The sequence below is a fragment of the Hydrogenophaga sp. 70-12 genome (assembly GCF_001897365.1).
Lineage (GTDB): Bacteria > Pseudomonadota > Gammaproteobacteria > Burkholderiales > Burkholderiaceae_C > Hydrogenophaga > Hydrogenophaga borbori.
Map to the genome: position 1 here is coordinate 1 of NZ_MKSS01000405.1, position 26722 is coordinate 26722.

At 69.2% G+C, this 26722-nt stretch carries 20 protein-coding genes; 10 read left to right on the plus strand and 10 right to left on the minus strand.

Translation table 11 applies throughout. The features are described 5' to 3' along the window. Positions 1 to 55: 55 nt before the first annotated feature. Positions 56 to 3214, plus strand: a complete 3159-nt coding sequence (locus BGO22_RS20695; protein WP_070397891.1) for an efflux RND transporter permease subunit — start codon at positions 56 to 58, stop codon at positions 3212 to 3214. Then, positions 3204 to 4586: an efflux transporter outer membrane subunit gene (locus tag BGO22_RS20700; RefSeq protein ID WP_175442793.1), complete on the plus strand. Its 1383-nt coding sequence runs from the start codon at positions 3204 to 3206 to the stop codon at positions 4584 to 4586. Before BGO22_RS20695 ends, BGO22_RS20700 begins: the two co-directional genes overlap by 11 nt. Before the next feature lie 16 nt (positions 4587 to 4602). On the opposite strand, the gene BGO22_RS20705 is transcribed toward BGO22_RS20700, so the two are convergent. The 4 genes from BGO22_RS20705 to earP form a co-directional block, all read right to left on the minus strand. Further along, entirely contained in the window at positions 4603 to 5496 is an 894-nt protein-coding gene (locus BGO22_RS20705; RefSeq protein ID WP_070397889.1) for an LOG family protein, read from the minus strand. Between the two features lie 16 nt (positions 5497 to 5512). Further along, positions 5513 to 6391 carry an AEC family transporter gene (locus tag BGO22_RS20710; RefSeq protein ID WP_070397888.1) on the minus strand — a complete coding sequence of 293 codons (879 nt, stop codon included), beginning with the start codon at positions 6389 to 6391 and terminating at the stop codon, positions 5513 to 5515. Positions 6392 to 6461: 70 nt separating this feature from the next. Further along, positions 6462 to 7016: an elongation factor P gene (gene efp / locus BGO22_RS20715; protein WP_070397887.1), complete on the minus strand. Its 555-nt coding sequence runs from the start codon at positions 7014 to 7016 to the stop codon at positions 6462 to 6464. 105 nt (positions 7017 to 7121) lie between these two features. Then, positions 7122 to 8171, minus strand: a complete 1050-nt coding sequence (gene earP, locus BGO22_RS20720; protein ID WP_139146945.1) for an elongation factor P maturation arginine rhamnosyltransferase EarP — start codon at positions 8169 to 8171, stop codon at positions 7122 to 7124. Positions 8172 to 8293: 122 nt separating this feature from the next. Between earP and BGO22_RS20725 the strand changes: the two genes are divergently transcribed. From BGO22_RS20725 to BGO22_RS20735, 3 genes are read left to right on the plus strand one after another with little or no spacing between them, the layout of a single operon-like run. Next, positions 8294 to 9658, plus strand: a complete 1365-nt coding sequence (locus BGO22_RS20725; protein ID WP_083292895.1) for an amidohydrolase family protein — start codon at positions 8294 to 8296, stop codon at positions 9656 to 9658. Beyond that, on the plus strand, positions 9655 to 10515 hold the full coding sequence (locus BGO22_RS20730; protein ID WP_070397886.1) for an NAD(P)-dependent oxidoreductase: 861 nt from the start codon (positions 9655 to 9657) through the stop codon (positions 10513 to 10515). The genes BGO22_RS20725 and BGO22_RS20730 overlap by 4 nt, the downstream gene beginning before the upstream one ends. A gap of 23 nt (positions 10516 to 10538) precedes the next feature. Beyond that, the gene (locus BGO22_RS20735) at positions 10539 to 11603 is read left to right on the plus strand and encodes a maleylacetate reductase (protein ID WP_070397885.1); all 1065 of its coding nucleotides are present in this window, start codon (positions 10539 to 10541) and stop codon (positions 11601 to 11603) included. Positions 11604 to 11631: 28 nt separating this feature from the next. On the opposite strand, the gene BGO22_RS20740 is transcribed toward BGO22_RS20735, so the two are convergent. The 4 genes from BGO22_RS20740 to BGO22_RS20755 all read right to left on the minus strand — a co-directional run bounded on the left by BGO22_RS20740 (position 11632) and on the right by BGO22_RS20755 (position 16129). Then, positions 11632 to 12954, minus strand: coding sequence for a hemolysin family protein (locus BGO22_RS20740; RefSeq protein WP_070397884.1), 1323 nt, complete (start codon positions 12952 to 12954; stop codon positions 11632 to 11634). Positions 12955 to 13042: 88 nt separating this feature from the next. Beyond that, entirely contained in the window at positions 13043 to 13372 is a 330-nt protein-coding gene (locus BGO22_RS20745) for a hypothetical protein (RefSeq protein WP_070397883.1), read from the minus strand. Positions 13373 to 13420: 48 nt separating this feature from the next. Continuing rightward, positions 13421 to 15124: a cation:proton antiporter domain-containing protein gene (locus BGO22_RS20750; protein WP_070397882.1), complete on the minus strand. Its 1704-nt coding sequence runs from the start codon at positions 15122 to 15124 to the stop codon at positions 13421 to 13423. Positions 15125 to 15211: 87 nt separating this feature from the next. Then, positions 15212 to 16129 (minus strand): LysR family transcriptional regulator, encoded by a 918-nt coding sequence (locus tag BGO22_RS20755; RefSeq protein ID WP_070397881.1) that lies wholly within the window; start codon positions 16127 to 16129, stop codon positions 15212 to 15214. Between the two features lie 98 nt (positions 16130 to 16227). Between BGO22_RS20755 and BGO22_RS20760 the strand changes: the two genes are divergently transcribed. Further along, positions 16228 to 17424 carry an MFS transporter gene (locus BGO22_RS20760; protein WP_070397880.1) on the plus strand — a complete coding sequence of 399 codons (1197 nt, stop codon included), beginning with the start codon at positions 16228 to 16230 and terminating at the stop codon, positions 17422 to 17424. 91 nt (positions 17425 to 17515) lie between these two features. Further along, positions 17516 to 18427 carry a polyphosphate kinase 2 gene (gene ppk2 / locus BGO22_RS20765; RefSeq protein ID WP_070397879.1) on the plus strand — a complete coding sequence of 304 codons (912 nt, stop codon included), beginning with the start codon at positions 17516 to 17518 and terminating at the stop codon, positions 18425 to 18427. Positions 18428 to 18503: 76 nt separating this feature from the next. On the opposite strand, the gene BGO22_RS20770 is transcribed toward ppk2, so the two are convergent. After that, entirely contained in the window at positions 18504 to 20684 is a 2181-nt protein-coding gene (locus tag BGO22_RS20770; protein ID WP_070397878.1) for a catecholate siderophore receptor Fiu, read from the minus strand. Positions 20685 to 21070: 386 nt separating this feature from the next. Here BGO22_RS20770 and ahpC point away from each other — a divergent pair, with 386 nt between their 5' ends. Together ahpC and ahpF are read left to right on the plus strand one after the other, a co-directional pair. Continuing rightward, positions 21071 to 21634 (plus strand): alkyl hydroperoxide reductase subunit C, encoded by a 564-nt coding sequence (gene ahpC / locus BGO22_RS20775; protein WP_070397877.1) that lies wholly within the window; start codon positions 21071 to 21073, stop codon positions 21632 to 21634. 101 nt (positions 21635 to 21735) lie between these two features. After that, positions 21736 to 23313: an alkyl hydroperoxide reductase subunit F gene (ahpF, locus tag BGO22_RS20780; RefSeq protein WP_070397876.1), complete on the plus strand. Its 1578-nt coding sequence runs from the start codon at positions 21736 to 21738 to the stop codon at positions 23311 to 23313. Between the two features lie 2 nt (positions 23314 to 23315). Here the strand turns inward: ahpF and ppsR are convergent, their stop codons facing one another. Further along, positions 23316 to 24137 (minus strand): posphoenolpyruvate synthetase regulatory kinase/phosphorylase PpsR, encoded by an 822-nt coding sequence (ppsR, locus tag BGO22_RS20785; protein WP_070397875.1) that lies wholly within the window; start codon positions 24135 to 24137, stop codon positions 23316 to 23318. A gap of 164 nt (positions 24138 to 24301) precedes the next feature. Here ppsR and ppsA point away from each other — a divergent pair, with 164 nt between their 5' ends. Beyond that, positions 24302 to 26707: a phosphoenolpyruvate synthase gene (gene ppsA, locus BGO22_RS20790; RefSeq protein WP_070397874.1), complete on the plus strand. Its 2406-nt coding sequence runs from the start codon at positions 24302 to 24304 to the stop codon at positions 26705 to 26707. Positions 26708 to 26722: the final 15 nt, after the last annotated feature.

Sequence of the window (26722 nt, forward strand, 5' to 3'; positions counted from 1 at the left end):
GTGAGCAGAAACCCAACGGGGCCGCGCCTTCCAAGGCCAGCTGAGGCAAGCACACATGGCGAAGTTTTTCATCGACCGGCCCATCTTCGCGTGGGTGATCGCGTTGTTCGTGATCGTGATGGGCGCGGTCTCCATCACGCAGCTCCCCATCGCGCAGTACCCGCCGGTGGCGCCGCCCTCCATCACGATCAACGCCACCTACCCCGGTGCGTCCGCCAAGACGCTCGAGGATTCGGTGCTGTCCATCATCGAGCAGGAAATGAACGGCTCGCCCGGCCTGATCTACATGGAGTCGGTGGCGCAGGCCAACGGCACCGGCTCGATCACGCTGAGTTTCCAGCCCGGCACCAACCCGGCGCTGGCGCAGGTGGACGTGCAGAACCGGCTGTCGCGTGCCTCGCCGCGCCTGCCGGCGGCCGTGACGCAGCAGGGTGTGCGCGTGGACCAGGCGCGCAGCAACTTCTTGCTCTTCACCATCCTCACCAGCGACGACCCCAAATGGGATCCGGTGGCGCTGGGCGATTACGCCACGCGCAGCGTGCTGCCCGAAATCCAGCGCGTGCCCGGCGTGGGCCAGGCCCAGCTGTTCGGCACCGAGCGCGCCATGCGCATCTGGATCGATCCGGCCAAACTGCTCGGTTTCAACCTGAGCGCGGCCGACGTGAACGCGGCCATCCGCGCGCAGAACGCCCAGGTCTCGGCGGGTGAAATCGGCGCCCTGCCCAACGTGGCGGGGCAGGGCATCTCGGCCACCGTGGTGGTCAACGGCCAGCTCGGCACGGTGGAGGAGTTTGGCAACATCGTGCTGCGCGCCTCCCCCGGCGGCGCCACCGTGCGCCTGAAGGACGTGGCGCGCATCGAACTCGGCGCGCAGGCCTACGCCACCTCGGCCCGACTGAACGGCAAGCCCTCCACCGGCATCGGCGTGCAGCTGTCGGCCAGTGGCAATGCGCTGGCCACGGCCGACGCGGTGCGCGCCAAGCTCACCGAGCTGGAGCGCTTCTTCCCCGAGGGCATGAGCTGGACCATTCCCTACGACAGCTCGCGCTTCGTCAAGATCTCCATCCAGCAGGTGGCGCAGACGCTGCTGGAGGCCGTGGCGCTGGTGTTCCTGGTGATGTTCCTGTTCCTGCAGAACTTCCGCTACACCATCATCCCGACCATCGTGGTGCCGGTGGCGCTGCTGGGCACCTTCGCCGTGCTGCTGGCCATGGGCTTCTCGATCAACGTGCTCACCATGTTCGGCATGGTGCTGGTGATCGGTATCGTGGTGGACGACGCCATCGTGGTGGTGGAGAACGTCGAGCGCATCATGAGCGAGGAAGGCTTGCCACCCTTGCAGGCCACGCGCAAGGCCATGGGCCAGATCTCGGGCGCCATCATCGGCGTGACCGTGGTGCTGATCTCGGTGTTCGTGCCGCTGGCCTTCTTCAGCGGCTCGGTGGGCAACATCTACCGCCAGTTCGCGGCGGTGATGGGCGTGTCCATCGCCTTCTCGGCCTTCATGGCGCTGTCGCTCACGCCCGCGCTGTGCGCCACGCTGCTCAAGCCCGTGCCCAAGGGGCACCACGTCGAGAAGAAGGGTTTCTTCGGCTGGTTCAACCGCGGCTTCGCGCGCACCACCGGCGGCTACTCACGCACGGTGAGCGCGCTGCTGCCGCGCGCCGGCCGCATGCTCATCGTCTACCTCGCCATCGGCGCGGCGGCGGCCTGGGTGTACGTGAACCTGCCCACCTCCTTCCTGCCCAACGAAGACCAGGGCACCATGCTGGTGAACGTGCAGCTGCCCCCGGGCGCCACGCAGGAGCGCACGCTGGAGGTGATGGAGCAGGTGGAGGGCTTCGTGCTCAAGCAGCCCGAGGTGGAAAGCATGGTCAGCGTGCTGGGCTTCAGCTTCTCGGGGCAGGGCCAGAACGCCGCCCTGGCCTTCGTCACGCTCAAGGACTGGGCCGAGCGCCACGCGCCCGGCAGCTCGGCCGAGGCCGTGGCGGGCCGCGCCTTCGGCGCGCTCATGGGCATCCGCGACGCCTTCATCTACCCGCTGAGCCCGCCGCCGATTCCGGAGCTGGGTGCGTCCTCGGGCTTCAGCTTCCGCCTGCAGGACCGGGGCGGCCTGGGCCGCGAGGCCCTGACCCAGGCGCGCGGACAATTGCTGCAGCTGGCCGCGCAAAGCCCGGTGCTCGCCCAGGTTCGCCCCGACGGCCTGGAGGACGCGCCGCAGCTGCAGCTCGACATCGACCGCGACCGCGCGCAGGCGCTGGGCGTGGGCTTCGACGCCATCAACGCCGCCATCGGCACCGCGCTGGGTTCCAGCTACGTGAACGATTTCCCGAACAGCGGGCGCCTGCAGCGCGTGGTGGTGCAGGCCGAGGCCGCGGCGCGCATGCAGCCCGATGACCTGCTGCGGCTGAACGTGGTGAACAACCGCGGCCAGGCCGTGCCGCTGTCGGCCTTCGCGTCCACGAAGTGGATCACGGGGCCCATGCAGACGGTGCGCTACAACGGCTACCCCACCATGCGCATCAGCGGCATGGCGGCGCCGGGCTACAGCACGGGCGCCGCGCTCAATGAGATGGAGCGCCTGGCCGCGCAGCTGCCGCAGGGCATCGGCTACGAATGGACCGGCACTTCGCGCGAGGAAAAGCTCGCCGGCGCGCAGGCCATGGTGCTCTATGGCTTCGCCATCCTCGCGGTGTTCCTGTGCCTGGCGGCGCTGTACGAAAGCTGGACCATCCCGCTGTCGGTGATTTTGGTGGTGCCGCTGGGGGTGGTCGGGGTGCTGCTGGCCACGCTCTTGCGTGGCTACCAGAACGACGTGTACTTCCAGGTCGGCCTGATCACCATCATTGGCCTGTCGGCGAAGAACGCGATCCTGATCATCGAGTTCGCGAAGGACGTGCAGGCCCAGGGCAAGAGCGCCATGGAAGCGGCATTGGCCGCGGCCCGCCTGCGTTTCAGGCCCATCATCATGACCTCGATGGCCTTCACGTTGGGCGTGGTGCCGCTGTTCATCGCGTCGGGCGCGGGCTCGGCCAGCCAGCGCGCCATCGGCACCGGCGTGATCGGCGGCATGATCTCCGGCACCCTGCTGGCCGTGTTCTTCGTGCCCCTGTTCTTCGTGGTGGTGCGCCGCTTCTTCAAGGGCAGCGAGCGCCAGCACCAGCGCGACCGCGACAGCGCGCGCGCACATGGAGTCGACAACGATGAATCCTGATTTCACGACCCGTCTCGGCCCGCTGGCGGCGGCCCTGCTGCTGGCCGGCTGCTCGATGATTCCCACCTACGAGCGTCCCGCCGCGCCTGTGCCGCAGGCCTATCCGCAAGCGGCCGATACCGCGGGCGTGCGCAGCGCGGCGGACACCGCCTGGCGCGACTTCGTGCAGGACGCGCGCCTGCGCGAGCTGGTGCAGCGCGCGCTCGACAACAACCGCGATCTGCGGGTCGCCACGCTCAACATCGAGCGCGTGCGCGCGCAATACCAGATCCAGCGCGCCAACCAGTTCCCCACCATCGGCGTGGCCGCCAGCGGCAACCGCCAGCCGAACGGCAGCGGCGGCATCCAGAGCACCTACAGCGTGGGCCTGGCCCTGAGCACCTGGGAGATCGACTTCTTTGGCCGCCTGGGCGCGCTCAAGGAGGCCGCGCTGGCCGACTACCTGGCCAGCGAGCAGGCGCGCAACGCCGCGCAGACCAGCCTGGTCTCGGCGGTGATCAGCAGCTGGTTGAGCCTGCAGACCAACGAGGCTCTGCTGGCCATCACGCGCCAGACCCAGGCCACGCGCGAGGACTCGCTGCGCCTGACCAAGCTGCGCTTCGACAACGGCGCGGCCTCGGCGCTGGATCTGCGCCAGGCCGAGTCGCTGGCGGCCACGGCCCGTGCGGCGCTGGCGCAGCAGCAGCGGGCGCGCGCGCTCGACGTGAACGCGCTGAACCTGCTGGTGGGCGAGCCGGTGCCGGCCGAGCTGCTGCAGGTGGCCGAGGCCGACGCCGCCTTGCTGGCGGACGTGCCGGCCGGCCTGCCCTCGGATCTGCTCACGCGCCGCGCGGACATCCGCCAGGCCGAGCAGACCCTGATCGCGGCCAACGCCAACATCGGCGCGGCGCGCGCGGCCTTCTTTCCGCGCATCACCTTGACCGCGAGCGCGGGCACGGCGAGCAGCGACCTGTCGGGCCTGTTCAAGGATGGCAGCTGGGGCTTCACGCTGAACCCGGTGGCGCTGCTGCCGATCTTCGACGCGGGCCGCAACCGCGCGGGCCTGCAATCGGCCGAGGTCTCGCGTGACATCGCCGTGGCGCAGTACGAGAAAGCGATCCAGACGGCGTTCCGCGAAGTGGCCGACGCGCTGGCCGGCCGCGCGACGCTGGCCGACCAGCTGCAGGCGCAGCGCGACCAGGTCACGGCGGAGGAGGACCGCTTCCGCCTCGCCGACCTGCGCTACCGCAACGGCGTGGCGAGCTTTCTCGACGTGCTGGACGCGCAGCGCGCGCTGTTCGCGGCGCAACAGGCCGAAGCGCAGACGCGCCTGGCCCTGCAGCAGAACCGCGTGGCGCTGTACGCGGCGCTGGGCGGGGGCTGGCTGGAGTGAGCCCGGGCCGGTGGGCTCAGCCCGCCGGCAACTGGTAGAACTTCACGATCGCTTCCCAGGCCACCTGGGGGTCGTCCACGTACTGGAAGAGCTGCAGGTCCTCGGGCGAAATCGTGCCTTCTTCCACCAGCAGATCCAGGTTCAGCAGGCGCTTCCAGTAGTCGCTGCCGTACAGCAGGATGGGCACGGGCTTGGACTTCTTGCACTGCACGAGCGTGATGACCTCGAACAGCTCGTCCAGCGTGCCGAAGCCGCCCGGGAAGGCCAGCAGCGCCTTCGCGCGCATCATGAAGTGCATCTTGCGCAGCGCGAAGTAGTGGAACTTGAAGCTCAGCCGCGATGGGATGTACGGGTTGGCCGACTGCTCGTGCGGCAGCGCGATGTTTAGGCCCACGTTGAGCGCGCCCTCGTCGTGCGCGCCCCGACTGGCCGCTTCCATGATGCCCGGCCCGCCGCCGGTGCAGATGAAGAGCTTCTCGTGCGGCAGGCAGTGCGCGCTGTACTGGGCCACGATGCGACCGAACTCGCGCGCCCGGTCGTAGTAGTGGGCGTTGCGCACCATGGCGCGGGCCTTGGCGATGGCGCGCGGTTCACCCGAGGCCTCGGCCGCGCGCAGGCTGGCCTCCGCCTCGCTCTGTTCGCGAAAGCGCGCGCTGCCGAACACCACGATGGTGTTCTCGATGCCCAGCTGTTGCTGCGCCAGATCGGGCTTGAGCAGCTCCAGCTGCATGCGGATGCCGCGCGTCTCGCGCCGCAGCAGGAACTCGGGGTCGGCGAAGGCCAGACGGTAGGCGTCGGCGGCCAGCGGGTTGCCGCTGTCCGCATGGGCCTGCAATTCGGCCCAGGCGTCGGCCAGGCGGCGTTCGGTGATGTCGTGGGTGGCAGGGGGGGAGGTGTGGGCGTCGGTCATGTTCTTCACTCCGGGGTCACAGCCCGAGGGCCAGGGCCAGCGGCACGAAGACCACCGCCAGCGCGTTGCCCACCATGATGGAGGCGGCCACTTTTTCGGGTTCCTGATGGTATCGGTCGGCCAGCATGAACTGGATGACGGCGGGCGGCAAGGCGGCGAACAGCAGCAGCTGGCCGCGCGCCGCGCCTTCCAATCCCATGGCCCAGGCCAGCGGGATGCCGATGGCCAGGCCGATCAGGGGACGCGCCAGCGCGCCCAGCAGGCCCAGGGCCAGGCCCTGGCGCGTCAGGCCGGTCAGCCGCACGCCCAGGGCGAACAACATCAGCGGCAGCGCGGCGTCGCCCAACAGCTTCAGGCCCGACAGCAGCACCGGCGGAGGGCGCAGTTCGGTGAAGGCGCTGAAGAAGCCCAGCATGGTGGCGATCATCAGGGGGCTGAGCAGCAGGTCGCGCGTGCGCGCGGCGGCGCTGGTGATGCGTGCGCCCAGCGAGAAGTGCAACAGGTTGCTGACCGAGAACAGCGCCACCGCGGCGCCGAAGTTCGCGGGTCCGAAGGCCAGCAGGGCCAGTGGCAGGCCCATGTTGCCGCAGTTGTTGAACATGACCACCGGCACCAGGGTGCGCGGCTGCGCGCCGAAGGCCTTGGCCAGTGGCCAGGCCAGCAGGCCGCTGCCCAGGATCAGCGCCGTGCCGCCGATGAGCAGCGGCACGTGCTCGCCGATGGCGAAGTCGCGCGAGGCCAGGGCCGAGTACACCAGCAAGGGCGCCAGCACGTCGAGCGAGATGCGGTTGAAGCTGCTGAGGTCCGGCGGGCGGCGGCGCGCGTAGCCATAGCCAATGGCCACGATCAGGAAGACCGGGATGATGATGTCGGCGATGCGGGCGATCAGGTCCATGGCGCTCGGGCGTGGCGTTCAAAACAGAAGGGCTCCCTGTGGAGCCCTTCGTATCGCGCAATGGAAGCGGTCAGACGCGCTTGCGGTATTCGCCCGTGCGCGTGTCGATCTCGATGCGATCGCCCTGGCTCACGAACAGCGGCACGGGGATCTCGAAGCCGGTGGCGATCTTGGCCGGCTTGAGCACCTTGCCCGAGGTGTCGCCCTTGACGGCGGGTTCGGTCCAGGTGATCTCGCGCTCCACGCTGGTGGGCAGTTCCACCGAGATGGCCTTGCCTTCGTAGAACACCACCTCGACGGCCATGCCGTCTTCCAGGTAGTTGAGGGCGTCGCCCATGTTCTCGGCCTCCACCTCGTACTGGTTGTAGTCGGTGTCCATGAACACGTACATGGGGTCGGCGAAGTAGGAGTAGGTGCACTCCTTGTGGTCCAGGATGATCTGGTCCATCTTGTCGTCCGCCTTGAAGACGACTTCGGTGCCGATGTTGCCGAGCAGGCCCTTGAGCTTCATGCGCACGGTGGCGGCGCCGCGGCCGCCGCGGGCGTATTCGGTGCGCAGGACGATCATCGGGTCCTTGCCGTGCATGATCACGTTGCCGGCGCGGATTTCTTGGGCGATTTTCATGAGGGAGTTCCGTTGAAGGGATCGCCCGGCGGTTCGGGCGAGGGGCCGGCATCGGCGGTGGATGGACCGGGCCCGGGTTGCGGGTTTGTCGCTAAACCCAATATTTTACCGTTTTCGCCCCACCGCCTCGGCCAGCTGCGTGGCGAGGTCGGGCTGGGCGAGCAGGCGCTGGCGCGCGGCCTGCACCACCTCGCGCCAGCCGTCCACCACGTCCCAGCCGGGCCAGGCTGCGTCGGCGGTCGCGCCCGGCAGGCCGTTCCAGTGGTGGTGGAAGGCGCGCAGGCTGGCGGGCGCGTCCAGCCAGTCCAGGAAGGCCTGCAGCTTGGCGTGGTGCGCGTCGTCGTGCTGCGGGTAGATCTGCCAGACGAAGGGCTGGCCGGCCCAGAGCGCGCGCACCAGGGAGTCTTCGCCGCGCACGAGGTTGAGGTCGGCGCTCCAGAGCAGTTCGTCGAAACCGCGCTGGCTCAGCCAGGGCAGGGCATGGCGCGTGGCGCCTGGCGCCAGCGGCAGGCCCGTCGCGGCGGCGGCGGCGCGGCCCGGCGTGACCAGCCAGTGCGCGTCGGCCCGCGCCATCACGGCCGGCAGGCTCGGCGGTTCGTAGCAAAAGAGCGCGATGCGCCGCCCCTGGGCGGGCAGGCCCTGGGCCGCGAGCCAGGCGCCGCGGTCGAATGCCACCTGGCGGTCGGCGAGGTCGTCTTCGCGCAGCAGCCCACCGGTGCGCGCCGTGAAGCCGGGGTAGAAAAAGCGCTTGGTGAGGCCCCGGCCCGGGCCGCTCATCACGGGGGAGGGCAGGCCGTGGCAGCGCTCGACCCAGGCCTCGGCGCTCAGGTACTCCAGGTTGATCCAGGCCGGCTCGATGGTGCGCGCGGCGATGAAGGCCTCGGGCGGCTCGCAGCCGAAGGCCTCGATCCAGACCTCGCCGGGCACCAGGCCCAGCGCGTCGAAGGGCTCGCGCCAGGGGCGCACGCTCACGCCGGGCGCGCCCTCGGGCGCCATCCAGGCCAGCGGCGCGGGATCGTCGATCCACAGCCGCACGGCCTGGCCGCGCGCGCCCAGCTGCGCGGCCAGGCGCCAGCAGACGCCGGCGTCGCCGTGGTTGTCGATCACGCGGCAGAAGATGTCCCAGGTGCGCGGGGTGGTCATGCGGTCGATCATGCCCGCATCCGTCGCGGGCCGGCCGGCCCTGGAAAACTGATTTCCGCGCGCCGGGTTGTCGCGGGGGGGCGTGCGTGGACACACTCCCTGCCCTTGACTGCCGACAGAGAAGAGACACCCACGTGACCCAGCGCACCCTCATCCGCGGCGCGTCCATCGTCACCATGGACGCGCAGGGCGACCTGCCCGTCGGCGATCTGCTGGTGGTGGACGACACCATCGAGGCCATTGCGCCGCGGCTGTCGGTGGATGGCGCGCAGGTGGTCGACGCCACCGGCTGCATCCTGGTGCCGGGCTTCGTCAACGCGCACATGCACACCTGGCAGACCGCACTGCGCGGCGTCGCCGCCAACTGGACGCTGCTGCAGTACTTCCGGCACATGCACGCCGGCCTGGCCACGGTGTTCGGTCCCGAGGACCTGCGCATCGCCACGCTGGCGGGGGCGCTCAACCAGCTCAACTGCGGCACCACCACCTTGGTGGACTGGTGCCACAACAACCCCACGCCGGCGCACAGCGACGCAGCGGTGGACGCGCTGCTGGCCTCGGGCATCCGCGCGGCCTTCTTCCATGGCACGCCCAAGCCCGACCCCCAGCCGGGCCAGGCGCCGTTCTGGGAGGTGCCCCACCCGCGCGCCGAGATTCAGCGCCTGCTCAAGGCCCACCAGGGCCGGCCGCTGCTCAGCGTGCACGCCGCCGTGCTGGGCCCGCACTACAGCACGCTGGAGGTGGCGGTGCACGACTTCCGCATGGCCCGCGACTTCGGCCTCATCGCCTCGCTGCACCAGGGCGGCGGTGCGGCGCGCGCGCCCGAGGGCTGGGCGCAGCTGGAGGCGCTGGGCTTGCTGGGGGAGCAGATCAACATCGTGCACGGCCACGCGCTGAGCGACGAGCAGCTCAAGCGCTTCTGTGGCCTGGGCATGAGTTTTTCGGCCGCGGCCGAGAACGAGATGACCCAGGGCCACGGTCACCCGCTCACGGGTCGGTTGCGCGCGCTGGGCCGCGCGCCCTCGCTGGGCGTGGACCTGGAAAGCGTGTTGGGCGGCGACATGATCACCCAGGCGCGCATCGCGCTGGGCGTGCAGCGCAGCCTGGACAACGAAGCCCACCGCGCCGCGCACGGCGGTATCCCGGACACCACCAGCATCACCACGCGCGAGGCGCTGGCCTGGATCACGGTCGAGGGCGCGCGCATGCTGCGCCAGCTGCACCGCATCGGCACCCTGGCCCCGGGCAAGCAGGCCGACCTGGTGCTGATCCGCGCGGACAGCCTGAACATGCAGCCCGTGCACGACCCGGTGAGCGCGGTGGTGTTCCAGGCCACGCTGGCCAACATCGATTCGGTCATGGTCGCGGGGCAGTGGCGCAAGCGCGCCGGCCAACTCGTGGGCGTGGACCTGCCCCCCTTGCTCGCGGCGCTGCGCGAGTCGGGCGAGAAGATCACCCGCGCCATGGGCATGGGCGCATCGAATGGAGTTTTTGCATGAAGGTTCACTTCATTGGCGTCGGCAAGATGGGCTTGCCCATGGCGCGCCACCTGCTCGCGGCCGGCCACGGCGTCACGGTGGAAGACCCGGCGGCGGACCGCCTGGCGCTCGCGCGCGAGGCCGGCCTGGCGGTCGCCGATGGCCTGGCCCAGGCCGAGCTCATCGTCTCTTCGCTGCCGCACGACGGTGCGCTGCTCGCCGTGGGCGAGCGCGTGGCCGAGCACGCGGCGAAGGGTGCGGCCTGGGTGGACACCAGCACGGTGTCGCCCGAGGCTTCGGCCCGCGCGGCCGAGGCCTGCGCGCGCGCCGGGGTGCCCACCCTGCGCTGCACCGTCTCGGGCAACAACCACATGGCCGAGGCCGCGCAGCTCACGGTGATGGCCTCGGGTCCGAAGGCGCTGCACGAGCGCCTGCTGCCCCTGCTGAGCTGCTGGGGGCCGACGCAATTCTGGCTCGGCGAGGCCGAACAGGCGCGCCTGATGAAGCTGGTGGTGAACCTCATGATCGCGCAGACCAGCGCCATGCTGGCCGAGGCGCTGAGCCTGGGGCAGAAGGGTGGTCTGGCCTGGCAGGACATGTGGCGAGTCATCGGCGCCAGCGCCGTCGCCTCGCCCATCGTGAAGGCCAAGGGTGTGCAGCTGAGCCAGCGCGACTACACGCCCACCTTCACCGTGGGGCAGATGAACAAGGACATCGACCTCATCCTGGGCGAGGGCGCGCGCCTGCAGGTGCCCCTGACGCAGACGGCGGCCACGCGCCAGCTCATGTCGGCCGCGCAGGCGCAGGGCGACGGGGCGCTGGACTACGCCGCCATCATCCGCGTGGCGCAGCGGGCCGCTGGCCTGGACACCGATTGAGGCGACAGAAAGGAAGGTTGCGCATGCGATCGTTCGTTTATCAGGGCTTGCCCAGCCGCGTGGTGTTTGGCGCGGGCGCGCTGTCCCAGCTGCCACAGGCCATCGAGGCCATGGGCGCGCAGCGCGCGTTGGTGTTGTGCACACCGGAGCAGCGCGCCAGCGCCGAGCGCGTGGCGCGGTTGCTGGGCGACAGGGCCGCCGGCATCTTCGACCGCGCGGTGATGCACGTGCCGATCGAGACCGCGCGCGAGGCGCGCGAGGTAGCGCGGCGGCTGGGCGCGGACTGCGCCGTGGCCATTGGCGGTGGCTCCACCACCGGCCTGGGCAAGGCCATCGCGCTCGACTCGGGCCTGCCCATCCTGGCCATTCCCACCACCTACGCGGGCTCGGAGATGACGCCGATCTACGGCATCACCGAGGCGGGCCTGAAGAAGACCGGTAAGGACCTGAAGGTCCTGCCCAAGAGCGTGATCTACGACCCCGAGCTCACGCTGACGCTGCCCGTGGGCCTGAGCGTGACCAGCGGCCTCAACGCCATCGCGCACGCGGCCGAGGGCCTGTACTCGGTGGAAGGCAATCCGGTGATCGACCTGATGGCGGAGGAGGGCATCGCCGCCATCGGCCGCGCGCTGCCGCGCATCCGCGCGAGCGCCAGCGACGTGGAGGCGCGCGGCGACGCGCTGTACGGCGCCTGGCTGTGCGGCATCGTGCTGGGCTCGGTGGGCATGGCACTGCACCACAAGCTGTGCCACACCCTGGGCGGCAGCTTCAATCTGCCGCACGCCGAGACGCACACCGTGGTGCTGCCACATGCGCTGGCCTACAACGCGGCCGCGGCGCCGCTGGCCATGCGGCGCATCGCGCGGGCCCTGGGTCGCGACGACGGACAGGCCGCGCGGGCGGTGTTCGACCTGGCGAAGGACAACGGCGCGCCGGTGGCGCTGCGCGACATCGGCATGAAGGCCGAGGACCTGGACCGCGCGGGCGAGATCGCCTTGCAGAACCAGTACCCGAACCCGCGCCCCCTGGAGGCGCGGGCCATCCGCGAGCTCTTGCAGGCGGCCTGGGAAGGCGTGCGGCCCGCCTGAATGGCCGGGACGGCGCGCGGCGCGGCCGTCAGCTGTCCGGGCGCTGGTCCTCGGGCGCGGGTGGATCGATGGGCAGCGGGGTGGCCAGCACCTTGTCGATGGTGCGCCCGTCCATGTCCACGATCTCCAGGCGCCAGCCTTCCCAGGTGGCGCAGTCGCCGACGCGCGGCAGGCGGCCCGTCAGCAGCATCAGCATGCCACTGAGGGTGTGGTAGCGGCCGCGCTCTTCGTCGGGCACGCTGAGCAGCCCCAGCCGGTCCTTCAGCTCGGGCACGGGGATGTGGCCGTCGAGCAGCCAGGAGCCGTCCTCGCGCTGCATGGCCCAGGCGGTTTCCGGGTCGCGCGGCTGGAACTCGCCCGTGATCGCCTCGATGAGGTCCTGCAGCGTGACGATGCCCTGCAGCTCGCCGTACTCGTCGATCACGAAGGCCATCTGCACGTCGGAGAGGCGGAAGTTGTCCAGCAGCTCCATGCCCGTGATGGTCTCGGGCACGTACAAGGGCGTTTGCAGCGGCTGCTCGGACAGTTCACGCGCCGTGCCGCGGATGGCCTGCGCCAGCCACTGCCGCGCGTTCAGCACGCCCTGCAGCTGGCCCAGGTTGCCCTTGACCACCGGGAAGCGCGAGTGGTTGCTGCTTTCCACGCGCGCCATGTTCACTTCGAACGGCTCCTCCAGGTCGAGCACCACCACGTCGCTGCGCGGCACCATCAGCGAGCCGATCTGGCGGTCGTCGAGCCGGAACACGTTGCGCACCATGGCGTGCTCGTGCGACTCGATCACGCCCGCACTCGTGCCTTCGGCCAGCATGGCGTGGATCTCTTCCTCGGTGACGGCGTTGGCGTTGCCCTCTTTGACGCCCAGCAGGCGCAGCAGCGCGCGTGTGGACACCGACAGCAGGATCACGAACGGCTTGGTGGCCTTGGACAGCCAGTCGATGGGTCGCGCCACCAGGCGCGCCAGCGACTCGGGGTAGGTCTGGCCCAGGCGCTTGGGCACCAGCTCGCCCACCACGATGGAGAAGTAGGTGATGACCACCACCACCAGCGCGGTGGCGCCGAACTGGCTGGCCTGTTCGGGCGCGCCCAGGCCTTGCAGCCAGACCGCCAGCGGCCCGGCCAGGGCGGCCTCGCCGACGATGCCGTTGAGCACACCGATGGAGGTGATGCCGATCTGGATGGTGGAGAGGAAGCGGTTCGGGTCTTCCCCGAGCTTGACGGCCGCGGCGGCCGCGCCGTCGCCTTCGTCGATGAGTTTCTGCAGTCGCGCCTTGCGCGCGGTGACGAGCGCCAGCTCCGACATGGCGAAGACGCCATTGAGGAGGATGAGCGCGATCAGTAAGGCAATTTCCATGGGGGTGTGTCAAGCAAGTGCTGGGCCGTCCGCCGTGGCGCGCGGGTGGCGCCACATCGGGGCGGACGGAGCAAGAAGGGGGCGTGGCTCAGGCGCGCCGGGGCGGGCGGAACGGACCGTCCAGCAGGGGAGCCGGTGGCGGACCCCGGTCGGCGGGCGCCTGGGCTGGCGTCATCACGTGGGACAGCGGTGGCGCGGCGCGCCGCTGCAGGGTGTCGGGCAGGTCGGGGAGTTCGTCGCCCAGCGCGTGTTCCAGGTCGGCCAGGCCTTTCTGGCTCTTGGCGAGCGGGTGGTTGGCGCTGGCGTCGATCAGCGCGTCGGCCGCGCGCGGCACGTCGACGATGTGGTCGGGGATGCCGAAGCCCACCACCCCGAGCAGGAAATGGCAGGCGAACAGCGCAATGAGCCAGCGGCGCATAAGAACGGCGATTTTACGAAACCGCCCCGCGGGACCGCGGCAGGCCCGTCAATGCGCCTTTTCCAGCGGCGGCGGCGCCAGCACGTGGCGCGCCATGGCGTGCGCCAGTTCGGCCTCGCCCAGGAACACCGTGCCCACGCCCGCGGCCTTCATGCGCTCGGCCTCGTCCTCGTTGTGCGAGCGCACCACGATCTGTATCTCGGGGTTGAGCGTGCGCGCGGTGTCGATCATCTGGTGCAGCGACAGCGTGTCCTGGGTGGCGATGACCAGCATGCGCGCCTGCGCGATGTGGGCCTGGATCAGCACCTCGGGGTCGCCCGCATTGCCCACCACGGCGGCCATCCCCTTGGCGCGCAGGGCCTCCACCAGCTCGCGGTTCTGGTCGGCCACCACGAAGGGCTGGCCCGCCGCCTTGAGCGCCTGCGCGATGCGCCGGCCCACGCGGCCGTAGCCCACCAGCACCACCTGGCGCGACAGGTACTTGGCCTCGGTGCTGCGCGGCAGCTCGGCCAGCGGGTCGTCGCGCGCCTCCAGGCGGCGGACCAGCAAGGAGTGCTCGCGCAGCAGCTGGCGCAGCGGCTCGATGGCCTTGAACAGCAGGGGGTTGAGGGCGATGGAGATCAGCGCGCCCGCCAGCACCAGGCTGTGGCCTTCGTCGGGCATGAGACCCAGCTGCGCGCCCAGGCCCACCAGAATGAAGGAGAACTCGCCGATCTGCGCCAGGCTGGCCGAGATGGTGAGCGCGGTGTGCAAGGGGTAGCGCATCAGCAGCACCAAGGCCACCGCCGCCAGCGACTTGCCCACCACGATGATGGCCACCACGCCCAGCACGTGGACCGGCTCCTCGATGAGCACATAGGGGTCGAACAGCATGCCCACCGAGACGAAGAACAGCACCGCGAAGGCGTCGCGCAGCGGCAGAGATTCTTCGGCCGCGCGGTGGCTGAACTCGGACTCGCGCAACACCATGCCGGCGAAAAAGGCGCCCAGCGCGAAGGACACGCCGAACAGCTCGGCCGAGGCGAAGGCGATGCCCACGGCCGCGGCCACCACGCACAGGGTGAACAGCTCGCGCGAGCCGGTGCGCGTGACCTGCCACAGCAGCCAGGGGAAGAGCTTGCGCCCCACCAGCAGCATGAGCGCGACAAAGCCGCCCACGCGCAGCAGCGTCAGGCCCAGGGCGGTGCCCACGGACTCGGCACCGCCATTGTCGGGCGCGGTGCCGCCCAAGAAGCCGGCCAGCGGCGGCAGCAGCACCAGCACCAGCACCATGGCCAGGTCTTCCACCACCAGCCAGCCGACCGCGATGCGCCCGGTGATGGAGCCCAGAATGCCCAGGCTTTCCAGCGCACGCAGCAGCACCACTGTGCTGGCCACCGACAGCGAGATGCCCAGCACCAGCGCGGGGCCGATGGCCCAGCCCCACCAGCTCGCCATGGCCATGCCCATCAGCGTGGCCACCACCATCTGCACCACGGCGCCGGGCAGGGCGATCTTGCGCACCGAGAGCAGGTCGTCGAGCGAGAAGTGCAGGCCCACGCCGAACATCAGCAGCATCACGCCGATCTCGGCGAGCTGCGAGGCGATCGCGGCGTCGGCCACGAAACCGGGTGTGTAGGGGCCAATGATCACGCCCGCCAGCAGGTAGCCCACCAGGGCCGGCAGCTTCAGTCGTGCGCAGATGAACCCCAGGATCAGCGCCAGCCCGAGGCCGGCCGCAATCGTGTTGATCAGCGCGAGATTGGCGTGCATGCGGCGGGGGTGTGTGGCGTCTCGGGCGGGGGCGGGGGATACCCGAGTGTCGCGCAAATTCGCGCCCAGCCCGGGCGCGGGTTTTTCTCAGTGGGCGAGCGACTGGCCGTGGGCCTTCACGATCTCCAGGAAGCGCCGCAGCCGCGCGGTCTGGAAGCGCGCCGGCGGATACACGAGCTGCACTGGCAGTGGCTCGGCGCGCCAGCCCGGCACCAAGTGCACCAGCCGGCCCTCGCGCAGGTCCTCCGCCACCAGCCAGGCCGAGACCACGGCCACGCCCAGTCCCGCCAGCACCGCGCTGCGCAGCGCGTACAGGCTGTCGGTGCGCAGACGCGGGCGGATGTCGAAGCGCAACGCGGCGCCACCGCCCACGGGGTTGAGCACCACGCGGTCGCGGTAGTAGGTCTGCAGCGCCAGCCAGGGCAGCTCGCGCAGTTGCTCGGGCGCGCGCGGCGCCTTGTGCCGGTCCAGCAGCGCGGGCGCGCCGATCACGATGCGCGGCAGCTCGAACAGCGGCACGGCCACCAGGTTGGGGTCGCGCACCTTGCCGACCTGGATCGCGCAGTCGATGCCCTCGGCGACGAAATCCGCCTCGCGGTCGGCGAGCAGCCACTCCACGCGCACCTCGGGGTGGGCGCGCAGGTATTGCGCCAGCGGCGCCACCAGCTGTTCCTGCCCCAGCGCGTGCGGCACCAGCACCTTGAGCGTGCCGCTGGCCGCGCGCCGCGAGCCGCGCAGCTCCTCCTGCATGGCGTCCCATTCGTCGATCAGCGAGCGCGCCATGGCCAGGCAGCGCTCGCCGTCGGGCGTGAGCGTGGCCGCATGGGTGGAGCGGCGCAGCAGCCGCACGCCGAAGTGGCGCTCCAGTGCCTGCAGGCGGCGGCTCACGGTGGGCTGCGTGGTGTCCAGGCGCTGGGCCGCCGCCGAGAGGCTGCCGCTCTCGACGATGCGCACGAAGGTCTGCAGCAGTTCGATGCGGTCGAGGGCGAGAGGGGCTTCTTTCATGCGTTGAACGTATGAAGTTAGTTCGCCGGACAGTCTATCCCGGGCGCGAATATGCGAGAAGAATTCGAGCTATTCCGTTTTTTTGCTCAGGAGTTCTCTTGTCTTCCATTCTTACAACGCATGACCAGAGGGATGGCCGTGCCACACCGGCCGGCCTGCCCGCGCTGCTCGCGGCCGGCGCCGGCTTCAGCGTCGCCTCGATCTACTACAGCCAGCCCATGCTGCCCGAGCTGGCGCGAAGCCTGCAGGCCGGCGAGGGCGCCATCGGGGCAGTGCCCATGCTCACGCAGCTCGGCTACGCCGCCGGCATCTTGCTGTTGGCGCCGCTGGGCGACCGCTTTGACCGGCGCCGCGTGATGCTGGTGAAGGCGGGCCTGCTCGCGCTGGCGCTGCTGGCCAGCGCATTCGCACCGGGTGTCGCCGTGTTGCTGGCCGCGAGCCTGTTCGTGGGCGTCACCGCCTCGCTCGCGCAGGACTTCGTGCCCGCCGCCGTCTCGATCGCGCCGGAACACAGCCGTGGCCGGGCCGTGGGCGCGGTGATGACGGGGCTGTTGCTGGGCATCCTGCTGTCGCGCGTGGTCAGCGGCCTGGTCACGCAGGCGCTGGGTTGGCGCGCGATGTTCGGTCTGGCCGCCGTCAGCGTGGTGCTGCTGGCGCTGGTGGTGTTTTGGCGCGTGCCCGCCTTTCAGCCGGCCACGCGGCTGGGCTATGGCGAGCTGCTGGCCTCCCTCGCCGGCCTGTGGCGCCGGCACCCGCCGCTGCGCCGCGCCGCGTTTGCGCAGGCCTTGCTGGGCTTGGGCTTCAGCGCCTTCTGGTCCACGCTGGCCGTGATGCTGCACGCGCGCTTCGGCCTCGGCAGCGGCGCGGCCGGGGCCTTCGGGCTCGCCGGCGCGGCGGGGGCGCTGGCCGCGCCACTCGCCGGCCGCCTGGCCGACCGGCACGGCCCGCGCCGCGTGGCCTTGCTGGGTGCCGGTGTAGCAGCGCTGACCTATGCGCTGATGCTGGGCATGGAGGTGCTGCCGGCGTCGGCGCAGTTGCTGCTGCTGGTGCTCAGCGCCATCGGCCTCGACTTCGGCTTCCAGGCCGCGCTCATCGCGCACCAGAGCACGGTCTACGGTCTCGACGCGGCCGCGCGCAGCCGGCTCAACGCCATGCTTATCACGGCGATGTTCGTGGGCATGGCCAGCGGCTCGGTGGTTGGCGCACTGGCCTTCGCGCATGGCGGGTGGCCGGCCGTCGCCGCCATCGGCGTGGCGAGCGCAGCCCTGGCCGTGCTGTGGCGCTGGCGGGCATAACGCAGCCCGGTGCGCGGGCTTCGTGTGACTGTCATGTGAATGTCACGCATCGAGGCAATACTGGGTGGTTCAGTAGGGAAAGGACCGCCCCATGCTTCTGAACGGCAACGACGACCTGATGCGCCGCTTGAGTGACGACCTCATGGACGGCTACGACGAAGAACTCGAGATGGAGATCGAGGACCGCGGCCTGGACGAAGGCGCGGACCCGGAGGCCGCCGCTCAGCGCAAGGAGGCGCGCCGGGTCTACTTTCGCGAGCTGTTCCGCCTGCAGGCGGAACTGGTGAAGCTGCAGGACTGGGTGGTGAGCACCGGCCACAAGCTGGTGGTGGTGTTCGAGGGCCGCGACGCGGCCGGCAAGGGCGGGGTGATCAAGCGCATCACGCAGCGCCTGAACCCGCGCGTGTGCCGCGTGGTGGCGCTGCCGGCCCCCAACGACCGTGAGCGCACGCAGTGGTACTTCCAGCGCTACGTGACGCACCTGCCCGCGGGCGGCGAGATCGTTCTGTTCGATCGCAGCTGGTACAACCGCGCGGGCGTCGAGCGGGTCATGGGCTTCTGCGACGACGAGCAGCTGGAATCCTTCTTCCGCACCGTGCCCGAGTTCGAGAAGATGCTGGTGCATTCGGGTATCCAGTTGGTGAAGTACTGGTTCTCCATCTCCGATGAGGAGCAGGAGGCGCGCTTCCTCGGCCGCATCCACGACCCGCTCAAGCAGTGGAAGCTCAGCCCCATGGACCTGGAGAGCCGCCGCCGCTGGGAGCTCTACACCAAGGCCAAGGAGGAGATGCTGGCGCGCACGAACATCCCCGAATCGCCCTGGTGGGTGGTGCCGGCCGACGACAAGAAGACGGCGCGGCTGAACTGCATCCACCACCTGCTCTCGCTGATCCCGTACCACGAGGTCGAGCGGCCCGGCATCACGCTGCCCGAGCGCATCCGCCACGAGGGCTATCGCCGCCACCAGGTGCCGGGCGAAATCTACGTGCCGCAGATCTACTGACTGCGCCCGCGGCCAGGGCGAAAAGGAAAAGCGCCAGGCCGAAGCCTGGCGCTTTTCTGGGGTTCGGCGGGTTCGATCAGAACTTGTAGTTGGCGGTGAACGTGGCCGAGCGGGGCGCGCCCAGGGCGAGTCGGCCGCCGCCGTTGTTCAGGGTCATCAGGTACTCCTCGTCGAACAGGTTGTAGATGTTCAACTGAAGGCTGAGCTTGGAATTCACCTGGTACTTGGCCATGGCGTCGGCCACCCAGTAGGAGGGCACGTTGGGCATGTTGCCCTGGGCGCCGCTGGTGTTGACGAAGCGCTTGGCTTCCGACACGTAGCGCGCACCCAGGCCCATGGTCAGCTTGTCCCACTGGTACGAGGTCCACAGCGTGGCGCTCAGGTCCGGCGACCAGCGCACGCGGTCGGTGGCCACGCCGGTGGCGTTGCGCACGTCGATCTGCTTGGTGCTGGTCTTGGCCAGTCCGGCGGTGATCTGCCAGAACGGGGTGATCTGGCCCGTGGCCGACAGCTCGATGCCCTGTACCTGTGTCTTGCCTTCCTGAACGGTGGCCAAGGTGACCTGGTCGACCGTGGTCTGGTTGTCGTTGACCGTGCGGAAGACCGCGGCCGCGACGTTGAGGCGCTTGTTGAGCAAATCCCACTTGGTGCCCAGCTCGACCGTGTTGGTCTTCTGCGGGTCGAACGCGGGGTTGTTGATGCTGGTGGCGCTGGTGCTCAACTGCGTGAAGGCGCCGGGCGGGGTGGAGGAGGTCGCATAGGACGCGTACACGCTGCCGTTTTCCGCCGGCTTGTAGACGCCGCCGATGCTCCAGCTCACCAGGCTGCGCGAGTCCTCGAGCGGGGTGGCCCCGACGGCGGCGCTCGAGCTCAGCTTGTAGACGTCCACGCGCGCGCCGCCGTTGATGGACCAGCGCTCGTTGATTTTGGCGTCGTCGAAGGCGTAGACGCTGATGGTGTTGGTGGTGGTGCCCGACTCGTCACCCGTGCGCGGGCCGAAGTTGACCATGGCCCGGTACGGGTCCGGGTTGTACAGGTTGGCCGGCGCGGTACCGGTCGCGGTGCCGTGGCTGAAGTTCGTCTGCTTCTCGTGCAGCAACTCCACGCCGGCGGCCAGCGAGTGCTGCATGCCCCCCGCGTCGAACCGGGTGTTCAGGCTGGTCTGGTTGGCCAGGATGCTGTTTTCCTGATCGACGCGCTGGCGCGACAGGTTCACGGTCCAGGCGGAGAGCGGTCCGCCCGTGTTGCCGATGCCCGCGCCACCGGTGTTCATGCCGGTGAGCGTGCGGTCCATGTGGGTTTTGCCGTAGCGCGTGACGTTGCGGACCGTCGTGGCCTCGCCGAGGTCGTGCTCGACCTTCACGGTGAACATGTCGGCGTCGACCTTCTCGCGGTCGTTCACGCTGCCGTAGAAGTTCTCGCGGCGCACCTTGGGGCCGATGACGGAGGTGTAGCCTTCGTAGCCGATGGCGGGAATGCCGCCGTCGGGCACGTTGTCCTGGCGCAGGTGCTGGCTGAACAGATGCACCCGGGTGGGCGTGCCCAGGCCGGTCACATACGACAGACCCACGCCATAGCCCTTGTTCTCCACGAAGTCGCGGCCGTCGACGCCGCTGTCCTGCACCATGGCATTGAGGCGCAAGGCCGAGGTGTCGCTGAGCTGTCGGTTCAGGTCGACCGTGGCGCGGCGGCGGTCGCCCGTGCCCACGGTGCCGGAAACGCTGCTCTCGTCGCCCAGATGGGCCTGCTTGGAAATCAGGTTGATGAAGCCGGCGCTGGCGCCGCGCCCGGTCTCGGCGCCGGCGGCGCCTTTCACCACCTCGACCTGTTCGAGATTGAAGGTGTCGCGCGTGACCGCGCCCAGGTCGCGGATGCCATCGACGAAGGTGGACTGTTGCAGCGAGAAGCCGCGCAGCTGAAAGGTGTCGCCGGCCGAGGTGTTGCCGTTCTCGCCCATCTGCATGGTGATGCCGGGGGTGTTGCGCAGGGCTTCCATCAGCGTGACGGCGCCTTGCTCCTCGATCACTTCCTTCTTGATGATCTGCACCGTCTTGGGCGTGTCGAGCAGGGGCGCGGTGAACTTCTCGTTGGCCGACTTCTCGGCCCTGTACGGCACCTCGGGCGCTTCTTTCACCGTGACGGTCGGCAGGGTGGTAGCGGGCGCGGTCTGCGCCATGCCCGCGGCGGGCAGGGCGGCGGCCAGCAGGGCCAGGAGTTGGGTGGATGGGCGGGCGGTGCGGCGGCGGTAGCGAGCCATGGTCGGTCCTTGAGGCTGTTGTGGTGAGTCGGCTGGCTGGCTTCCTCGTCACGGCGCTCAGGTGCCGGGGCACGGATGGGGGAGGCGCTGGGTCGGTGGCTGGCTGTGGCCTATTATTGCTAATGAAAACGGTTCTCATTAACAATACATGCAAAATTTCTTCACACGTCGTTGTGTGGGTGCATCAGCGGGTGCTGGGTGCGCGGTTTGCCCCGGGAACAACCGGCCGCCGGCTGGTGCCAAGCACAAAATTCCCTATGAGGGGGATAAAGACTATTAATCCGATCATTCCATAGTCATCGACTATGATTGTCCCCGTCGCGTTGAACTGCGTTTGGCGCCGTCACCGTTTTCCCCATTTCCTTCAACCGCAACCAGGAGTTCCCATGTCCCTGATCAACACCACCGTTCAACCCTTCTCCACCACGGCCTTCCACAACGGCAAGTTCGTGCCTGTGAGCGACGCGAGCCTGCGTGGCGAGTGGTCGGTGCTGGTGTTCATGCCGGCGGCCTTCACCTTCAACTGCCCGACCGAAGTGGAAGACGCGGCCGACAACTACGCCGAGTTCCAGAAGCTGGGCGCCGAGGTCTACATCGTCACCACCGACACCCACTTCTCGCACAAGGTGTGGCACGAGACCTCGCCCGCCGTGGGCAAGGCCAAGTTCCCCCTGGTGGGCGACCCCACCCACCAGCTGACCCGTGCCTTCGGCGTGCACATCGAGGAAGAGGGCCTGGCGCTGCGTGGCACCTTCATCATCAACCCCGAGGGCGTGATCAAGACCGCCGAGATCCACGACAACGCGATCGCCCGCGACATGAAGGAAACCCTGCGCAAGCTCAAGGCCGCCCAGTTCGTGGCCAAGAACCCGGGCCAGGTGTGCCCCGCCAAGTGGAACGACGGCGCCAAGACCCTGACGCCCTCGCTGGACCTCGTCGGCAAGATCTGATCGCCGCGATCCGCTGAAAACCCGTTGAGGGTTTTGCGTTGAACCTTGGGTGCCATGCGCCCAGGGTTCCTCGCAAAACGCTGAATCGAAAGGAGTCCCCCATGCTCGACGACACCCTCAAGGCCCAGTTGCAGGCCTACCTGGGCAAGCTGCAGCGGCCCATCCGCCTCATCGCCTCGCTCGACGGTTCCGCCCCGTCGCAGGAGTTGCGCGAACTGCTGCAGACCATCGCCGGCCTGTCGGACCAGGTGAGCTACGACGACAGCGGCACGGACGCGCGCAAGCCCTCGTTCGTGATCGCCCGCGAAGGCGAGACCACGGGCGTGCGCTTCGCCGCCATTCCCCTGGGCCACGAGTTCACTTCGCTGGTGCTGGCCCTGCTGTGGACCGGCGGTCACCCGCCCAAGGCCGAGCAGGAAACGCTGGACGCCATCGCCACGCTGCAGGGCGACCTGCGCTTCGAGGTCTACATGAGCCTGAGCTGCCACAACTGCCCGGACGTGGTTCAGGCGCTGTCGCTGATGGCCATCCGCAACCCGGCGGTGCAGGTCACGGTGATCGATGGCGGGCTGTTCCAGGCCGAGGTCGAGCAGCGCCAGGTGATGGCGGTGCCCATGGTCTTCCTCAATGGCGAAGAGTTCGGCGGCGGCCGCATGTCGCTGGAGGAGATCGTCGCCAAGCTCGACGTGAACGCCGACGCCCGCGAAGCGGCCAAGCTGGACGCCAAGGACCCGTTCGACGTGCTGATCGTTGGTGGTGGCCCGGCCGGCGCCGCCGCGGCCGTCTATGCGGCGCGCAAGGGCATCCGCGTGGGCGTGGCGGCCGAGCGCTTCGGCGGTCAGGTGAACGACACGCTGGCGATCGAGAACTACATCAGTGTGCTGGAAACCGACGGCCCGAAGTTCGCCGCCGCGCTGGAAGCCCAGGTGCGTCACTACGGCGTGGACATCATGAACCTGCAGCGCGCCGAGAAACTGGTGCCCGCCAGCGAGCCGGGCGGCCCCGTGCAGGTGGTCATGGCCAATGGCGCCACCCTGAAAGCGCGCAGCGTGATCCTGTCGACCGGCGCGCGCTGGCGCAACGTGAACGTGCCCGGCGAGGCCGAGTACCGCAACAAGGGCGTGGCCTACTGCCCGCACTGCGACGGCCCCCTGTTCAAGGGCAAGCGCGTGGCGGTGATCGGCGGTGGCAACTCGGGCGTGGAGGCCGCGATCGACCTGGCCGGCATCGTCGAGCACGTGACGCTGATCGAATTCGCCGACGCGCTCAAGGCCGATGCGGTACTGGTCACCAGGCTCAAGAGCCTGCCCAACGTGGCGATCCACACGAATGCGCAGACCACCGAGATCACCGGCGCCAACGGCACGGTGAACGGCCTGAGCTACAAGGACCGCGCCAGCGGCGAGCAGCGCCACGTCGAACTGGAAGGCGTGTTCGTCCAGATCGGCCTGGTGCCCAACACCGAATGGCTCAAGGGCACGGTGGAGCTCAGCCGCTTCGGCGAAATCGTGATCGACGCCAAGGGCCACACCAACGTGGACGGCGTGTTCGCGGCCGGCGACTGCACCACGGTGCCGTACAAGCAGATCGTGATCGCCGCCGGCGCGGGATCGACCGCGGCCCTGAGCGCCTTCGATTACCTGATCCGCCAGCCGGTGGCGGAAGCCACGGCGGCCTGAGCTCAGTACTCGAGGCGTTCGGGCCGCACCTCTTGCAGGATGGTGGTCGCGATTTCCTCGATGGACTTGGTGGTGGTGGAGAGCCAGCGGATGCCCTCGCGGCGCATCATGGCCTCCGCCTCGGCCACCTCCATGCGGCAGTTCTCCAGGTCGGCGTAGCGCGAGTTGGGGCGGCGCTCGTTGCGGATTTCGCTCAGGCGATCCGGCGCGATGGTGAGCCCGAACAGCTTCTTGCGGTGCGTGGCCAGGGCGGGTGGCAGCTTGCGGCGCTCGAAATCCTCGGGAATCAGCGGGTAGTTGGAGGCCTTCAGGCCGTACTGCATGGCGAGGTACAGCGAGGTCGGCGTCTTGCCGCTGCGGCTCACGCCGACCAGGATCACGTCGGCGCTCTCCAGGTCCTTGTCGCTCTGGCCGTCGTCGTGCGCCAGCGAGTAGTTGATGGCCTCGATGCGGTCGTGGTAGGCCTTGCTCTTGGACGCGTCGGAAAAGCGCCCCACGCGGTGGTTGCTCTTGATCCCCAGCTCTTCCTCCAGCGGCTGCACGAAGGTGCCGAACATGTCGAGCAGCATGCCGCGGCAGTGGTGCTGGAAGACGTCGAGCACCTCGGCGTTGACGACGGTGGTGAACACCAGCGGGCGCCGGCCCTCCACCTCGGCGGTGTGGTTGATCTGGCGCGCCGCCTGGTGGGCTTTGTCCACGCTGTCCAGGAAGGGCAGGCGCACCCGGCGCACCGTGGCCTCGAACTGGGCGAGGATGGCGTTGCCGAAGGTTTCGGCGGTGATGCCGGTGCCGTCGGAGACGAAAAAGACCGTTCGGTGGGACATGGGAGGGGCGTCCTTACAATCCGCTGCTGTTGCGTGGCGGGCCATTATCCGGGCCCGTGGCGCCCCCCAAGATTTCCGCCTTGCCCGGTGGCCGACCCACAACACAACCACAGGTCACACGCTGGTGCATGGAACCCCGGTTTTTCAACCTTAGGAGTTTTTCCATGTCCAACCTGTTCGAGGCGACCGCCCTGGTCGTGCCTTTCGAGAAGCTGCGGATGAGCGACGTCGAGTCGGTCGGCGGCAAGAACGCCAGCCTCGGCGAGATGATTTCTCAGCTGCCCAGCGGTGTGAAGGTGCCCACCGGCTTCGCCACCACGGCGCACGCCTTCCGCGAATTTCTCCAGCACGGCGGCCTGGCCGACCGCATCAACCAGCGCCTGGCCACGCTCGACACCGAGGACGTGCGCGCCCTGGCCGCCGCCGGCGCCGAGATCCGCGCCTGGGTCGAGGCCCAGCCCTTTCCGGCCGACCTGGAAAGGGCCATCCGCGAGGCCTTCGCCACCCTGAGCGAGGGCAACGCCAAGGCCTCGTTCGCCGTGCGCTCCTCGGCCACCGCCGAAGACCTGCCCGACGCGTCCTTCGCGGGCCAGCAGGAAACCTTCCTCAACGTGGTCGGCATCGAGGAGGTGCTGCACAAGATGAAGGAGGTGTTCGCCAGCCTCTACAACGACCGCGCCATCAGCTACCGCGTGCACAAGGGCTTCGCCCACGCCGAGGTGGCCTTGTCGGCCGGCGTGCAGCGCATGGTGCGCTCCGACCTGGGCGCGGCCGGCGTGATGTTCACCATCGACACCGAGAGCGGCTTTTCCGATGTCGTCTTCATCACCAGCAGCTACGGCCTGGGTGAGACGGTGGTGCAGGGCGCCGTGAACCCCGACGAGTTCTACGTGCACAAGCCCATGCTCAAGGCCGGCAAGCGCGCGCTCATCCGCCGCAACCTGGGCAGCAAGCTGATCCAGATGGTGTTCAGCACGGCCGAGGAAAAGGCCGCCGACGGCCCGCTGAAGGGCAAGCTGGTGAAGACCGTGGACGTGCCCGTGGAGCAGCGCAACCGCTACAGCCTGAGCGACGCCGACGTGGCGCAGCTGGCCCAGTACGCGCTGGTGATCGAGCAGCACTATGGCCGCCCCATGGACATCGAGTGGGGCAAGGACGGCACCGACGGCCAGATCTACATCCTGCAGGCCCGCCCCGAAACGGTGAAAAGCCAGAGCGCCGGCAAGACCGAGGTGCGCTACAAGCTCAAGGGCAAGGGCTCGGTGCTGGCCAGCGGCCGCGCCATCGGCCAGAAGGTGGGCACCGGCCCGGTGCGCCTGGTGCACAGCATCGGCGAGATGGACAAGGTGCAGCCCGGCGACGTGCTGGTCACCGACATGACCGACCCCAACTGGGAGCCCGTGATGAAGCGCGCCAGCGCGATCGTCACCAACCGCGGCGGGCGCACCTGCCACGCGGCCATCATCGCGCGCGAACTCGGCATCCCGGCCGTGGTGGGCTGCGGCGACGCCACCGAGCGGCTCAAGGACGGCACCCTGGTCACCGTGAGCTGCGCCGAGGGCGACACCGGCAACATCTACGACGGCCTGCTCGAGACCGAGATCAGCGAGGTCAAGCGCGGCGAGATGCCCGATCTCGACGTGAAGATCATGATGAACGTGGGCAACCCACAGCTGGCCTTCGACTTCGCCCAGATCCCCAACGGCGGCGTGGGCCTGGCGCGGCTGGAATTCATCATCAACAACAACATCGGCGTGCACCCCAAGGCCATACTCGACTACCCCAACGTCGACGCCGACCTGAAGAAGGCGGTGGAGTCGGTGGCGCGCGGCCATGCCTCGCCGCGCGCGTTCTACGTCGACAAGGTCGCCGAGGGCGTGGCCACCATCGCCGCGGCCTTCTGGCCCAAGCCGGTGATCGTTCGCCTGTCGGACTTCAAGAGCAACGAGTACCGCAAGCTGGTGGGCGGCTCCCGCTACGAACCCGACGAAGAAAACCCCATGCTGGGTTTCCGCGGTGCGGCGCGCTACATCAGCCACGACTTCGCCGAGGCCTTTGCCATGGAATGCGAGGCGCTCAAGCGCGTGCGCGAGGACATGGGCCTGAGCAACGTGCAGGTGATGGTGCCCTTCGTGCGCACGCTGGCGCAGGCCCAGCGCGTGACCGAGCTGCTGGCGGCCAAGGGCCTCAAGCGCGGCGAGAACGGTCTGCAGCTCATCATGATGTGCGAGATCCCCAGCAACGCCGTGCTGGCCAAGGACTTCCTGCAGTACTTCGACGGCTTCTCCATCGGCTCGAACGATCTGACGCAGCTCACGCTTGGCCTCGACCGAGATTCCGGCCTGGAACTGCTGGCGCACGATTTCGACGAGCGCGACCCGGCGGTGCGCGCGCTGCTCAAGCTGGCCATCGGCGCCTGCAAGGCCGAGGGCAAGTACGTGGGCATCTGCGGCCAGGGCCCCAGCGACCACCCCGACTTCGCGCAGTGGCTGCGCGACGAGGGCATCAGCTCCATCTCGCTCAACCCCGACACGGTGATCGACACCTGGCAGCTGCTGGCGCGGGGCTGAGCGCGCGGGGCAGCC

Coding starts and splice junctions, on each gene's coding strand:
- BGO22_RS20695 (WP_070397891.1), top strand. CDS start 56: ATGGCGAAGTTTTTCATCGACCGGCCCATCTTCGCGTGGGTGATCGCG.
- BGO22_RS20700 (WP_175442793.1), top strand. CDS start 3,204: ATGAATCCTGATTTCACGACCCGTCTCGGCCCGCTGGCGGCGGCCCTG.
- BGO22_RS20705 (WP_070397889.1), bottom strand. CDS start 5,496: ATGACCGACGCCCACACCTCCCCCCCTGCCACCCACGACATCACCGAA.
- BGO22_RS20710 (WP_070397888.1), bottom strand. CDS start 6,391: ATGGACCTGATCGCCCGCATCGCCGACATCATCATCCCGGTCTTCCTG.
- efp (WP_070397887.1), bottom strand. CDS start 7,016: ATGAAAATCGCCCAAGAAATCCGCGCCGGCAACGTGATCATGCACGGC.
- earP (WP_139146945.1), bottom strand. CDS start 8,171: ATGATCGACCGCATGACCACCCCGCGCACCTGGGACATCTTCTGCCGC.
- BGO22_RS20730 (WP_070397886.1), top strand. CDS start 9,655: ATGAAGGTTCACTTCATTGGCGTCGGCAAGATGGGCTTGCCCATGGCG.
- BGO22_RS20735 (WP_070397885.1), top strand. CDS start 10,539: ATGCGATCGTTCGTTTATCAGGGCTTGCCCAGCCGCGTGGTGTTTGGC.
- BGO22_RS20740 (WP_070397884.1), bottom strand. CDS start 12,954: ATGGAAATTGCCTTACTGATCGCGCTCATCCTCCTCAATGGCGTCTTC.
- BGO22_RS20745 (WP_070397883.1), bottom strand. CDS start 13,372: ATGCGCCGCTGGCTCATTGCGCTGTTCGCCTGCCATTTCCTGCTCGGG.
- BGO22_RS20750 (WP_070397882.1), bottom strand. CDS start 15,124: ATGCACGCCAATCTCGCGCTGATCAACACGATTGCGGCCGGCCTCGGG.
- BGO22_RS20755 (WP_070397881.1), bottom strand. CDS start 16,129: ATGAAAGAAGCCCCTCTCGCCCTCGACCGCATCGAACTGCTGCAGACC.
- ppk2 (WP_070397879.1), top strand. CDS start 17,516: ATGCTTCTGAACGGCAACGACGACCTGATGCGCCGCTTGAGTGACGAC.
- BGO22_RS20770 (WP_070397878.1), bottom strand. CDS start 20,684: ATGGCTCGCTACCGCCGCCGCACCGCCCGCCCATCCACCCAACTCCTG.
- ahpC (WP_070397877.1), top strand. CDS start 21,071: ATGTCCCTGATCAACACCACCGTTCAACCCTTCTCCACCACGGCCTTC.
- ahpF (WP_070397876.1), top strand. CDS start 21,736: ATGCTCGACGACACCCTCAAGGCCCAGTTGCAGGCCTACCTGGGCAAG.
- ppsR (WP_070397875.1), bottom strand. CDS start 24,137: ATGTCCCACCGAACGGTCTTTTTCGTCTCCGACGGCACCGGCATCACC.
- ppsA (WP_070397874.1), top strand. CDS start 24,302: ATGTCCAACCTGTTCGAGGCGACCGCCCTGGTCGTGCCTTTCGAGAAG.